This is a genomic window from Aeromonas sp. 25-248 (genome assembly GCF_053005425.1).
On record NZ_JBRKTB010000013.1, the window covers coordinates 35,973 to 48,779 of the forward strand.

Genomic DNA, 12,807 nt, shown 5'->3' on the forward strand with positions numbered 1-12,807 from the left:
GGAGAAACACCATGACTACGACCCTTGTCAGCGCATTTTTGACTTACACCCTGATCACGGCCATGACGCCGGGACCGAACAACATACTGGCTCTGAGCGCCGCCAATCAGCATGGTCTGCGCCGCAGTAGCCGGGTGCTGGCGGGCATGAGTGCGGGCTTCCTGCTGATCATGCTGCTGTGTGCCCTGTTCACCTTCACCCTCATCAGCCTCTCCCCCGCGCTGGTTGGCTGGCTCAGCTGGGCCGGGGCGGCTTATGTGCTCTGGCTGGCCTGGCGCATTGCGGCCAGCGGCTCCAACCTGTCGAGCACAGATGGAGCCTTGCCCGGCTTCTGGACCAGCTTCTGGCTGCAGTTCGTGAACGTGAAGATCATCCTATACGGCATCACGGCGCTCTCCACCTTCGTGTTGCCCCACACCACAGAATTCGTCTGGGTGCTGGGCGTCAGCCTGCTGCTGGCGCTGATCGGCACGCTGGGGAACCTCTGCTGGGCCCTGGCGGGTCATCTGCTGCAGCCCCTGTTCCAGCGCCACGGCCGCATTCTGAACCTGACGCTGGCGGGCTTGTTGGTTTACTGTGCGCTTCGGATGCTGATCTGACGGAACGCAGGCCGGGGGGCGTCGCCTCCTTTCGCCTGCAGAGAGGATTTTTCGTTTTCTCTTCAAGGAGTTGATCAAGATAGAGGTTATTGTCACCGTTCGCTCATATAATCGCCGCCATGCAAGCGACTCGGAAGGATTCGATGACACAGCTGATGGCGGCCCTGCTGGGGCTGTTTTACGCCAGCCTGATCTGGGCGGCGCCCGTCCCCTTCGTGACGGCCCCCGGCCCCCATGCCACGCAGGGGAGGCTGGAGCCCCTGCTCTCCTGGTTCTCGGGGGAGTTTTCCAGCCAGGAGCAGGCCACCTTCGATGCCCGCTTCACCAGCGCCGAGCTGCGGCTGGTGGAGATCTGGCCCGGGGAGGGCCCCTTTCGCTGGGTCTATGCGGAGCAGTTTCTGACCGAGCGGGCGCAGCGACCGTTTCGCCAGCGCATCTACCGCTTCTCCTCCCTGCCCGATGGCCGCATCCTGATGGCCGAACTGACCATGCCGAGGGCCACGGATTTTGCCGGCGCCTGGCGTCGGCCCGAGCTGCTTGACTCCCTCACCCCGCAGCAACTCTCCCTGCGCGAAGGGTGCGAGATCTGGCTGACCCGCCAGCCGGGCGGGGAGTACAAGGGGCAGACCCGGGTCGGGCATTGCGCCACCGATTTTGGCGGTGCCACCACCCTGGTGCAGTACCTCTGGATCGGCCCGGACAGCGTCCGGTTGCTGGACAGGGCCTATGACAACGGCGCCCATCAACGCTGGGGCAGCCCGGGGGAGGGTTACGTCTACCTGCGCAAGGGGATGCGGCGCGGGGAGTAGTCGCGCCGTCCGTCAAGGCCCCTCCCTGCTTGCCGCCAACAAGGATGTGCCGGTCAGGCCGCTGGCCAGTGCCCCTGCAGATCCACCAGGATGGAGAGGCTGACCGCGCCAAACAGCAGGCCCGTCATCAGGTTGAGCGGGCGCTGGATGCGGCCGAGCAGGTGCTGGGCGCGGGGAGTGGAGAGGCTCCAGGCCAGGGCGCTGAACCAGACGAGGGAGAGCAGGAACAGCTCCAGGATCAGCAATCCCCGGGTCAGGCCATCCACCTGGGGCGTCACCATGGCGGCCAGCAGTCCCATGAAGAACAGCATCGCCTTGGGGTTGAGCAGATTGGTGGCCAGCCCGCTCTTCACCCCCTTGCGCCAGCCCGGCCGCTCGCCCCCGGCGCGCAGCGCCAGATCCCCGCTTCCCTGCCAGGCCGCCTTCAGCGCCCCCCAGCCCAGCCAGCCCAGATAGAGGGCACCCACCAGTTTCACGGCGAGAAAGAGCCAGGGCTGGCTTGCGATCAGCAGGCTGATGCCGGTCAGGCTCAGGGTGGCGTGGAGCAGGATGGCGAGGGCGATGCCAAGGGCCGCTCCGAGGGCGGTGGGCCTGTGCAGGCTGGTGCGCAGGATGAGTGCGAAATCCGGGCCCGGGCTCGCCAGAGCGACGAGGTGGACGAGACCCAGGGTCAGAAACAGGCTGGTGAACATAAAAGACCTCCGACAGCGGTATGGAGGTGACAGCATGGGGCAGGATGGGGGACGGGAGATTGTAAAAGATTGCAGCGGCGGTGATTCAGGCGGGCAGCATCTGCTGGCGATACTCCGCCGGGGTGAGCCCGAAGGCCTGACGAAAACCGTGGTGGAAGTGGCTCTGATCGAAGAAGCCCACCGCCAGTGCCACTTCGCTCACCGGCAGACCGCTGCCGAGCAGGCGCTTGCCCTGTTCGAGGCGCAGCCGCTTGAGCCAGGCATAGGGGGTCATGCCGGTCTTCTTCTTGAACTGACGCAGGAAGGCGAAGCGATCCAGCCCGAACAGGGCGGCCAGGTCTTCCAGGGTGTGGCGCTCGTCCAGCCGGGCCAGCAGATGGTCGCGCAGGAACCTGAGCTGGGGATCCGCCAGGGCGTGGCGCTCGGGGGCGAGCCGGAACAGTTCGCCCAGCAGGGCCAGCAACTGGCTCTCCGCCAGCAGGCCGTCGGGGGCAGGGCCGTCCAGGTGCATGTGCAGGCGGGCAAAGCCCTGATAGAGGTCGGGGCGGCTCTGCAATCCCTGGTGGAAAAAGGGCTCGGGGTGCTCCGGCAGCCAGCGGGCCAGCTGCTCGGGGGCGATGGAGAAGACCCGCACCTCGTACCCTTCCGGCAGCAGGCTGAGGCCGTCGTGCATCTCGTCCGGGTTGACGGTGGAGAGTTCGCCGCGCACCAGGTTGTGGCTGTTCCCCTTGTGGATGAACTTCTGGCCGCCCCGCTGCACCAGACCGATGTGGTAGTCCAGATGCACGTGGCGGCCATAGCTGAACTCCCTGTGGTGGGAGTGGGAGAGTTCAACCCCCGGCAGCAGCCGGGATTGCCAGTAGTGGATGCGGGATTGGGGTGCGTTCATCCCCTATTGATACCCCGAAAGCGGCCCCTTGGCTTGTAGATTATTGCGCCGGCGCCTCAGCCGGCCTCCTGGCGCCGCTTGCCGCTGCGCAGGCCATCCAGGCTGAACAGCACCAGGGCGCTCCAGATGCAGCCAAAGGTGATCATCTTGTCCAGCGCCAGCGCCTCGCCATACAGGGTCACCGCCAGGATGAACATCAGGCTGGGGCCTATGTACTGGAAGAAGCCCAGGGTGGAGAGCTTGAGCCGGGTGGCCGCTGCGGTGAAGCAGAGCAGGGGGGCCGTGGTGACGGCGCCCGCGGCGATGAGCAGCAGGTTCAGGTGCCAGTCATTCTGGGTGAGGTGGCTGGTGGGGCTGTCGGCGATGCCCCACAGATAGAAGGCAGCTGGCGGCAGCATGATCAGGGTCTCGATGAGCAGGCCGGTGAGGGCGTCCAGGGCCAGTTTCTTGCGAATGAGGCCGTAGATGGCGAAGCTCGAGGCCAGCACCAGGGCTATCCAGGGCAGGGAGCCGAAGGCGATGAGCTGGACGGCGACACCGACAAAGGCGAGCCCTACTGCCCACCACTGCAGGCGGCGCAGCTTCTCGCTCAGAAACACCATGCCGAGCAGCACGTTGAACAGGGGGTTGATGTAGTAGCCCAGGCTCGCATCCAGCATGTGGCCGTTGTTGATGGCCCAGATGAACAGCAGCCAGTTGCCGCCGACGGTGACGGAGGTGAAGGCCAGGGTGAGCAGCACCTTGGGCTGGCGCAGCACCGCCTGCACCTTGTGCCACTGGCGTCCGAGCAGCACCAGCACCATCAGCAGGGCGCAGGACCAGATCATGCGGTGGGTCAGGATCTCGGCGGCCGGCACGGCGGAGAGGGACTTGAAGTAGATGGGTGCCAGGCCCCAAAGGGTGTAGGCGCCGAGGGCATAGAGGACGCCCTGGCGCTGGATCTGTTGTTGCATGCGGATAACCTTCACTGGAGTGCGGATGTCGGGAAACATCGCAAAAAGTCAGTGTAGCGATCCTTTTGCAGGGAAAGAAGACAATAAATGGGTCTGACGGGATTTTAACAGCAGGAGCGACTTCAGCGACCGCCCCCGCGGCGGATCTTCTCCACGTCCATCAGCAGCCACAGCATGAGGGCGATGGCGGAGATCCAGGGGCCCCAGGTGACATAGGCTTCCCCCTGACCCAGCACGAAGAACAACAGCGGCAGTCCCACCACCAGAAACAGTACACTTCCCAGAAAAAACAGCATTTTTATCTTTAAATTTAATGGCTTGCTATTTGACGATTATATCGATTGAGCGAGGGGATAAAAGAGTAAAAATGAGAAAGGGGGATTTCTCCCCCTGTTTTGTTGATAAGCGTCATTTATGACGTTATTCGAGCTGGATCCAGGTACTTTTCAGCTCGGTGTACTTCTCCAGGGCGTGCAGGGACTTGTCGCGCCCGTTGCCGGACTGCTTGAAGCCGCCAAACGGCATGGTCATGTCGCCGCCATCCCAGTTGTTGACGAAGACGGTGCCGGCGCGCAGGGCGCGGGAGCCCTTCACCGCCTGGTTGAGATCCGCCGTCCAGATCGCCGCGGCCAGGCCGTAGTCGGTGTCGTTGCCAAGGGCGATGGCCTCTTCCAGGGTGTCGAAGCCGGTCACCGCCAGCACGGGGCCGAAGATCTCCTCGCGGAAGATGCGCATCGTCGGGGTCACGTCGTCAAAGATGGTGGGTTCGATGTAGTAGCCGCCCTCCTCGGGCTGGGTGCGCTTGCCTCCCAGCAGCAGCTTGGCGCCCTCCTGCTGGCCGATGGCAATGTAGTTGAGTACCTGCTCCATCTGGATGTGGTCCACCATGGCGCCGATGCGGGTGGTGGGGTCGAGCGGGTTGGCCGAGATCCACTCGCGGGCATGGGCCAGCAGCCGCTCCATGAACTGCGGCTTGATGCTGTTTTGCACCAGCAGGCGGGAGGCGGCGGTGCACACTTCTCCCTGGTTGTAGAAGATGGCGCCGACGGCGCTGCGGGCGGCGGCGTCCAGATCCGGTGCATCCGCCAGCACGATGTTGGGGCTCTTGCCGCCGCACTCCATAAAGGCGCGTTTCAGATTGGATTTCCCGGAGCACTGCACCAGATGCTTGCCGATTTTGGTGGAGCCGGTGAAGGTGATGCAGTCGACGTCCATGTGCATGGCCAGCGCCTCGCCCACGGTATGGCCGAAGCCTGGCAGCACGTTGAAGACGCCGTCGGGGATGCCCGCCTCCTTCGCCAGACCCGCGATGCGCAGGGCGGTGAGGGGGGATTTCTCGGAGGGTTTGAGGATCACCGAGTTGCCGGTGGCGAGCGCCGGGCCCAGCTTCCAGCAGGCCATCACCAGGGGGAAGTTCCAGGGCACGATGGCAGCCACGACACCGAGGGGCTCGCGGGTCACCAGGGCCAGGGCGGACTCTTCCACCGGGGCGACCTGATCGTAGATCTTGTCTATCGCCTCGGCGTTCCAGGCGATGCAGTTCGCGGCGGCGGGGGCGTCATACCCCATGGCGTCGCCGATGGGCTTGCCCATATCCAGCGACTCCAGCAGTGCCAGCTCCACCAGGTTCAGGCGCATCAGCTCGGCGAAGCGCTGCATGATGAGCTTGCGCTGCTTGGGAGAGAGGCCGCACCAGCGCTTGTCGTCGAAGGCGGCACGGGCTGCCTTGACCGCCAGCTCGGCATCGGCGGCGTCGCAGGAGGCGACCCTGGTCAGCAGTTGGCCGTTGGCCGGGTTGATGCAATCGAAGGTGGCGCCGTTGACGGCATCCCGGTAGGTGCCGTCGATAAAGGCTTGCGAGGGCAGGGTCAGATGGGCGGCCTTGTGTTGCCACTGGGCCAGGGTCAGGTCACTCATGTTCACTCCTTGAACCGGCAGAAAGTCAGTCTCCGCGTATCAATATGCTAAACATCCTGCCGCTTGTAAATCCATCTTGTAACAATTCATTAAACACTGACCCCGAACAACCCGGGCCAACGGCGGGGCAAACCGGGCGCCCTGGCCTGTGGTGTCGGGGGGCGCGCGGCGGGGCGGGAGCCCGTGTCGCTGGCCTGATCCCCGGGTCGGGCAGGGGGGATCCCGGCGGGCTGTTCCGGGAGAAGGCCCGTCAGAAGCTGGCGGGCGTGTTGGCCGAGATCAGCACGCACTCCTGATCCCCCACGTTGCGAAAACGGTGGGGAGTGCGGCTGTCGAAGTAGTAGCCATCCCCCGGTGCCAGCAGGTGAACCTGCTCGCCTACCGTGACTTCTACCTGACCCCGGATGACGATGCCGCACTCTTCCCCTTCGTGACTCAGCATGTCGTCACCGGTGTCGGCGCCCGGGGGCAGTATCTCCTGCATCATGCCGATGGCGCGGTTGGCGCGGCTGTGACCCACCAGACGGTAGCTGATGGGGTGGGTGCCGAGATCCGGCATGTCGTCCGCACGGAAGATCACCTCGGAATCCATCTCCGTCTCGTCGGTGAAGAAGCTGGCCAATGACATGGGGATGCCTTCCAGCACCTTGCGCAGGGAGGCCACCGAGGGGCTCACCTGATTTTTCTCGATCTGGGAGATAAAGCCGTTGGTCACACCGGAGCGTTTTGCCAGCTCGCGCTGGGAGAGGGCCGCCTTGGTGCGAACCGCCTTGAGGCGGTGACCGATATCCATCGATAGACACTCCTTGACTGTTTACTATTATTAAAATTGTGTTAAATATCTTATACCACCCCTGAGGGGTGACACCAAGCCGGGCGATAAAAGCCCTTTTTTATGGATTCAGGTGTTTAATTTAATAGGCATGAGCCGGGTGTTACTAAACGCCTTAAGGATGAGGTGACCATGAAACCTGTCAGCGACATCAATACCCCCGACATGTCCGCATTCTGGATGCCGTTCACCGCCAACCAGCAGTTCAAGGCGGCGCCGCGCATCCTGAAGTCGGCAGAGGGGATGTATTATCACTCAGAGGATGGCCGCAAGATACTGGATGGCACTGCCGGACTCTGGTGTTGCAACGCAGGCCATGGTCGGCGCGAGATCGCCGAGGCGGTCTCCCAGCAGATCTCCCACCTCGATTTTGCCCCCACCTTCCAGATGGGCCACCCCTTGCCGTTCGAGCTGGCCAACCAGCTGGTGGAGATCGCCCCCAAGGGATTCGGTCACGTCTTCTATACCAACTCCGGATCGGAGTCCGTGGACACCGCGCTCAAGATTGCGCTGGCCTGGCAGCGGGCTCGCGGCCAGGGGACCCGTACCCGGCTCATCGGCCGCGAGCGCGGCTACCACGGGGTGGGTTTTGGCGGCATCTCGGTGGGGGGCATTCCCGGCAACCGCAAGTGGTTCGGCTCCCTGCTGACCGGGGTGGATCATCTGCCTCACACCCTCAACATAGGGAAAAATGCGTTCACCAAGGGATTGCCAGCAGAAGACCTCACCCTGGCCGATGAACTGGAGAAGATTGTCTTCCTGCACGACGCCAGCAACATCGCGGCGGTCATCGTCGAGCCCATCGCCGGCAGCACCGGGGTCATCATGCCCCCCAAGGGCTATCTCAAGCGGCTGCGGGAGATCTGTACCAAACACGGCATCCTGCTGATTTTTGACGAGGTGATCACCGGTTTCGGCCGCCTCGGCTCCCCCTTCGCCGCCCAGGAGTTCGACGTCATCCCCGACATGATCACCTGCGCCAAGGGGCTCACCAACGGCGCCATTCCCATGGGGGCCGTGCTGGTGCAGAACCACATCTATGACGACATGATGGCGGCGGGCAAGGGGGCCATCGAGCTGTTCCACGGCTACACCTACTCCGGCCACCCGGTGGCGGCGGCGGCGGGTCTGGCCACCCTCGAGATCTATCGCAACGAAAATCTGCTGACCCGGGCGGCCGAGCTGGCGGGCTACTGGGAGGAGGCGGCCCATTCCCTCAAGGGCTGCAAGCACGTGAAAGACGTGCGTAACTACGGCCTGGTGGCGGGCATTGAGCTCGAACCCATGCCCGATGCGCCGGGCAAGCGGGCCTACGAGGTGTTCGTGCGCTGTTTCGAGAAGGGGGCGCTGATCCGGGTGACCGGCGACATCATCGCCCTGTCGCCGCCCCTCATCATCGAGCGCAGCCAGATCGACGATCTCTTCACCCTGCTGCAGGACGCCCTGCAGGCCCAGGACTGACCCCCACATCACACAGGATGGCGCTCGTCCCGGGCGTCATCCCCCTGTGCTGCCCCGGCGCGGCGAGGGGAGGACGGATGACCCATCACGGAGGATTTATGAGTTACAGGATCGACAACTTCATCGACGGCGAGACGACCGAGAGTCGCAGCGAGCGTTTCGGTGCCATCTTCAATCCGGCCACCGGCCAGCAGCAGGGCTCCGTCGTTCTCAGCACGGCCGATGAGTGTGCCGAGGCGATTGCCTGCGCCGAGCGCGCCTTTGGGGAGTGGTCCCAGACCCCGCCGCTGGTGCGGGCCCGGGTGCTGTTTCGCTTCAAGGAGCTGATGGAGCAGCACAGGGATGAGCTGGCCCAGATCATCAGCCGCGAGCACGGCAAGGTCTTCTCCGACGCCCAGGGGGAGCTGACCCGGGGTCTGGAGGTGGTGGAGTTTGCCTGCGGCATTCCCCATCTGCTCAAGGGGGAGCACTCCCTCAACGTGGGCCGCGGGGTGGACAGTCACTCCATGATGCAGCCGGTGGGGGTCTGCGCCGGCATCACCCCGTTCAACTTCCCTGCCATGGTGCCGCTCTGGATGTTCCCGGTGGCCCTGGCCTGCGGCAACACCTTTATCCTCAAGCCCTCGGAGAAGGATCCGTCCCTCTCCCTGCGCATGGCCGAACTGCTCAAGCAGGCGGGCCTGCCGGACGGGGTGCTCAACGTGGTCAACGGCGACAAGGAGGTGGTGGACGTGCTGCTGACCGACCCGAGGGTCGGTGCCGTGTCGTTTGTCGGCTCCACCCCCATCGCCCAGTACATCTATGCCACCGCCTCGGCCCACGGCAAGCGTGTGCAGGCCCTGGGCGGCGCCAAGAACCACATGGTGGTCATGCCGGATGCCAATCTGGATCAGGCGGTTTCCGCCCTGATGGGGGCCGCCTATGGCGCGGCGGGCGAGCGTTGCATGGCGATCTCGGTGGCCGTGGTGGTGGGTGACGAGACTGCCGATGCCCTGGTGGCGAAGCTCTCGCCCCTGGTGGCGGCCCTGCGGGTCGGCCCCGGTCTCGGTCAGAGTCCGGAGAACGAGATGGGGCCCCTCATCAGCCGGGAACACCTGGCCAAGGTGCGCGGCTACGTGGATCAGGGGGTGGCCGAGGGGGCCGAGCTGGTGGTGGATGGCCGGGGCCTGAGCCATGGCGAGGGCTACTTCATCGGGGGCAGCCTGTTCGATCGGGTCGGCCCCGAGATGCGCATCTACCGGGAGGAGATCTTCGGCCCCGTGCTCGCCATCGTGCGGGCCCCGGACTACGAGACGGCCCTGCGCCTCATCAACGAACACGAGTACGGCAACGGCACCGCCATCTTCACCGGTGACGGAGATACCGCAAGGGACTTCACCACGCGGGTTCAGGTCGGTATGGTAGGGGTGAACGTTCCCATTCCGGTGCCCATGGCGTTTCACAGCTTCGGTGGCTGGAAACGGTCCATCTTCGGGCCGCTCAACATGCACGGGCCGGATGGGGTGCGCTTCTACACCCGGATGAAGACGGTGACCGCCCGCTGGCCCCAGAGCCTGCGCGCCGGCGCCGAGTTTTCCATGCCGACCATGAAGTGAGCCACCGGCTCGCTGCCATGGCTTTAATCTCTTGCCCCCGCAGGCCGCCGGTCTGCGGGGGCGCTTCTGTCAAGGAGTAACAGATGCGACTGGGTATTCTCGATTGTGACCGGCTGGACCCCGATTTGGTGGGGGATTTTGGTCCCGTTTACTCCGAGATGTTTATCAAGGGTTTCCGGGCGTTGGCCCCCGAGCTGGAATTTCGGGTCTGGTCCGCCCTCGACGGCGATCTGCCCCCGGATCTGACCGAATGCGATGCCTGGCTCATCACCGGCTCGCGTCACGATGCCTACAGCGACATCCCCTGGATCCTGGCGCTGCGCGACTGGATCCGCCGGGCCCACGATGCCAACGTCAAGCTGGCCGGGGTCTGCTTCGGCCATCAGGTGATCGCCCAGGCGCTGGGAGGGGAGGTGATGAAGTCCACCAAGGGGTGGGGGCTGGGGGTGTCGGTCCATGCCATGCAGACGACAAAACCCTGGATGGCGCCGGGGCTGGACACCATCCGCATCCTGGCAAGCCACCAGGATCAGGTGGAGCAGCTTCCGCCGGGGGCGACCCTGCTCGCGGGCAACGACTTCTGCCCCAACTTCATGTTCCTGCAGGGGGATCACATCGTCGCCATCCAGGGGCACCCGGAATTCTCGGTGGCGTACAACCGGGCCCTGATCGAGCGGCGACGGGACAGGCTGCCCGATGCGCATTACCAGAGCAGTCTCTCTTCCCTGGAAGGGGAGGTGGATTCCGCCACCATGATGCAGTGGCTGCTGCAGTTCCTCGGCATCCTGCCGATCGGGGCCGACGTGCGCTGAACCCCGTTTGTCATATCCACCGCGCTGATGCTAGATTTTGTAGCAAAATGAAGGATCAAGCGGCGATATGCCCAGTCGGGATGATACACTGGCCGCCATTTTTGGCGGCCTGGTCCATCGACGAGCGCCGCGTCAGTCTGTGAGGGGGCAACCTTGAAACTACAGCAGTTGAAGTATCTGATCGCGGTGCGGGACCACAATCTCAACGTCTCCGTTGCCTCCGATGCGCTCTATACCAGCCAGCCTGGGGTGAGCAAGCAGATCGGCTTGCTGGAGAGCGAGCTGGGGGTGCGCATCTTCGAGCGCCGCGGCAAGCACCTGCACCGGATCACCCCGGTGGGGGAGGAGATCATCAAGTGTGCCGAGGCCATGCTCAATATCGAGAGCAAGATCAAGGCCATCTCCCGGGAGTACCTGGATCCGACCGTGGGCACCCTCAACATCCATACCACCCACACCATCGCCCGCTACCTGCTGCCGAAAAGCGTCACCTACTTCACCAAAAAGTACCCCAAGATCTCGTTCCACCTGCATCCTGTGATGTCCGCCACCAAGGAGCAGATCAGCAAGGGATACTCGGATTTTTCCATCGTGGCCCACGAGATAGGCTTCGACAAGGAGCTGATCGCGCTGCCCGCCTACCTCTGGACCCTCTCCCTGGTGGTGCCCCAGGAGCACCCCCTGGCCAAGGTGAAGAAGCCGACCCTGGAGCAGCTCTGCCAGTATCCCATCCTGAGCTACGAGAGCGGCGCCACCGGGCGTCAGGTGCAGGACAAGGTGTTCCAGGCGGCTGGCCTCACTCCCAACTACTACATGACGGTGATGGATGCCGGCGTCATCAAGCGCTACGTGGAGCTGGGCTTTGGCATCGGCATCATCTCCTCCCTGGTGGCCAACGATAGCGATGCCCCCGGCCTCGTGGCCATCAATCTGGAGCACCTGTTCGAGCCCTGCCCGGCCCAGATCTGCTTCAGCAAGAGCATCCTCTTGCAGAACTACATGTATGACTTCATCAGCTCCTTCTCCCCCCATCTCACCAAGGAGATGATCCAGAACGTGATGCAGCAGCCGACCCAGGCGCGCATCGACGAGCTGTTGTCAGGGGTGGAGCTGCCCGTCTACTGATCCCGCTTCCGTTTCTGTGCCGGCACCCCGGGGGGCCGGCCTCCTCCCGCCGAGGTTTCCATGTCCCGCATCCTGCTGCTCGCCAATCTCAACTGTGATCATGTGCTCTCCCTGGCCGAACCCCTGGTGGCGGGGGCGCGGCTGCAATACGTGGATCAGGGGCGCAGGCTCGGCGGCGGCGCCGCCAATACCGGCATCGGATTGGTGTGGGCGGGGCACGAGGTGATCATCGCCTCCCGGGTCGGGCTGGACGACACCGGTGACTGGCTGCTGGAGCAGGCGGCCTCATACGGCCTGGATTGCAGCCATGTGGAACGCTTTGGCGGCGAGACCGGCGAGCTGCTGGTGCTGGTGGACGCCACCGGTGAGCGCACCATCCTCAGGCGCCCACGTCGTCCGGATCTGCCGGGGGATCTGCCGACCGAAGGGGTGGACTGCCTCTATGTGAACTATCCGGGCACCGCCATCGTGGGCTACATGCGCCAGATGCTCGCCAAGAGTTTCGTGGTGGCCCAGTATCCCAAGGGAGGGCAGGCCCGCCGCCCTTGCCACGTGCTGGTGGCCTCCCGCTCCGATCTCGGCGAGGTGAGCGACCCCTGGCAGCATGCCCGCCAGCTCGCGGGGGAGCAGCTCGAATGGCTGGTGCTGACCGAGGGCAAGGCGGGAGCCGTGGCCATTCACGGGGAGGAGCAGGTCAGGGTGGCGGCGCGACCGGTCTCCGTGGTGGATACCACGGGGGCGGGGGATGCCTTCGCGGGCGGCCTCATCCACGGTCTTGCGCGGGGCATGGCCATGGCCGATGCGTTGCAGTGCGCCGTGGACTGGGGCGCCTTCGCGGTGGCCTCCGAGAGCTCCATCCCCTCCCAGGCGCTGCGCAACTGGCTGAAACAGCCCCACTGAACTCGCCGGACAACGGCTCCGGCGATGGCAGAGGAGGTGGGGGTTTGTCGACGGAAACCGCCAAAACCCCTCGCTGAGGCGGCAAGTTTGCGATCAATCAAAGAAAGTGTCGATTTATGTACATCTTCGTCGACACCCGCCCGGGCTGCTCTTACCCTTGTGACTTCACGACTCGGTCGAAGAAGCCCATCCCGTGCGCACGCATGTGCAGACCCCCTCTTTG

Annotated in this window: 13 protein-coding genes; 7 read left to right on the forward strand and 6 right to left on the reverse strand. The window is 64.3% G+C overall.

Going from position 1 to position 12,807, the window contains the following annotated elements; all coding sequences use genetic code 11:
• Positions 1-11 precede the first annotated feature (11 nt).
• Both eamB and ACVDHI_RS16390 read left to right on the forward strand, forming a co-directional pair.
• Entirely contained in the window at positions 12-599 is a 588-nt protein-coding gene (eamB, locus tag ACVDHI_RS16385; protein ID WP_039039530.1) for a cysteine/O-acetylserine transporter, read from the forward strand.
• Positions 600-742: 143 nt separating this feature from the next.
• A complete protein-coding gene (locus ACVDHI_RS16390) occupies positions 743-1,408 on the forward strand; it encodes a chromophore lyase CpcT/CpeT (RefSeq protein ID WP_041212148.1) in 666 nt (221 codons plus the stop codon).
• 53 nt (positions 1,409-1,461) lie between these two features.
• Here the strand turns inward: ACVDHI_RS16390 and ACVDHI_RS16395 are convergent, their stop codons facing one another.
• From ACVDHI_RS16395 to ACVDHI_RS16420, 6 genes are all read right to left on the reverse strand, one after another.
• On the reverse strand, positions 1,462-2,100 hold the full coding sequence (locus ACVDHI_RS16395) for a LysE family translocator (protein WP_010672488.1): 639 nt from the start codon (positions 2,098-2,100) through the stop codon (positions 1,462-1,464).
• An 85-nt stretch (positions 2,101-2,185) separates the two neighbouring features.
• Complete coding sequence (locus tag ACVDHI_RS16400) at positions 2,186-2,989, reverse strand: AraC family transcriptional regulator (protein ID WP_010672489.1); 804 nt, start codon at positions 2,987-2,989, stop codon at positions 2,186-2,188.
• A 56-nt stretch (positions 2,990-3,045) separates the two neighbouring features.
• On the reverse strand, positions 3,046-3,942 hold the full coding sequence (rarD, locus tag ACVDHI_RS16405; RefSeq protein ID WP_010672490.1) for an EamA family transporter RarD: 897 nt from the start codon (positions 3,940-3,942) through the stop codon (positions 3,046-3,048).
• 122 nt (positions 3,943-4,064) lie between these two features.
• Positions 4,065-4,238: a hypothetical protein gene (locus ACVDHI_RS16410; protein WP_010672491.1), complete on the reverse strand. Its 174-nt coding sequence runs from the start codon at positions 4,236-4,238 to the stop codon at positions 4,065-4,067.
• 124 nt (positions 4,239-4,362) lie between these two features.
• Positions 4,363-5,859 (reverse strand): aldehyde dehydrogenase, encoded by a 1,497-nt coding sequence (locus tag ACVDHI_RS16415; RefSeq protein WP_039039526.1) that lies wholly within the window; start codon positions 5,857-5,859, stop codon positions 4,363-4,365.
• A 250-nt stretch (positions 5,860-6,109) separates the two neighbouring features.
• Entirely contained in the window at positions 6,110-6,652 is a 543-nt protein-coding gene (locus ACVDHI_RS16420; protein WP_010672493.1) for a cupin domain-containing protein, read from the reverse strand.
• A 171-nt stretch (positions 6,653-6,823) separates the two neighbouring features.
• On the opposite strand from ACVDHI_RS16420, the gene ACVDHI_RS16425 reads away from it, so the two are divergent.
• The 5 genes from ACVDHI_RS16425 (at position 6,824) to ACVDHI_RS16445 (ending at position 12,584) form a co-directional block, all read left to right on the forward strand.
• Positions 6,824-8,152, forward strand: coding sequence for an aspartate aminotransferase family protein (locus ACVDHI_RS16425; RefSeq protein ID WP_124245016.1), 1,329 nt, complete (start codon positions 6,824-6,826; stop codon positions 8,150-8,152).
• 98 nt (positions 8,153-8,250) lie between these two features.
• Positions 8,251-9,747, forward strand: coding sequence for a CoA-acylating methylmalonate-semialdehyde dehydrogenase (locus ACVDHI_RS16430; protein ID WP_134996689.1), 1,497 nt, complete (start codon positions 8,251-8,253; stop codon positions 9,745-9,747).
• 83 nt (positions 9,748-9,830) lie between these two features.
• Positions 9,831-10,559 carry a glutamine amidotransferase-related protein gene (locus ACVDHI_RS16435; protein ID WP_042882239.1) on the forward strand — a complete coding sequence of 243 codons (729 nt, stop codon included), beginning with the start codon at positions 9,831-9,833 and terminating at the stop codon, positions 10,557-10,559.
• Positions 10,560-10,712: 153 nt separating this feature from the next.
• Entirely contained in the window at positions 10,713-11,684 is a 972-nt protein-coding gene (locus ACVDHI_RS16440; RefSeq protein ID WP_029313477.1) for a LysR substrate-binding domain-containing protein, read from the forward strand.
• 60 nt (positions 11,685-11,744) lie between these two features.
• Complete coding sequence (locus ACVDHI_RS16445) at positions 11,745-12,584, forward strand: PfkB family carbohydrate kinase (RefSeq protein WP_041212154.1); 840 nt, start codon at positions 11,745-11,747, stop codon at positions 12,582-12,584.
• Positions 12,585-12,807 lie beyond the last annotated feature (223 nt).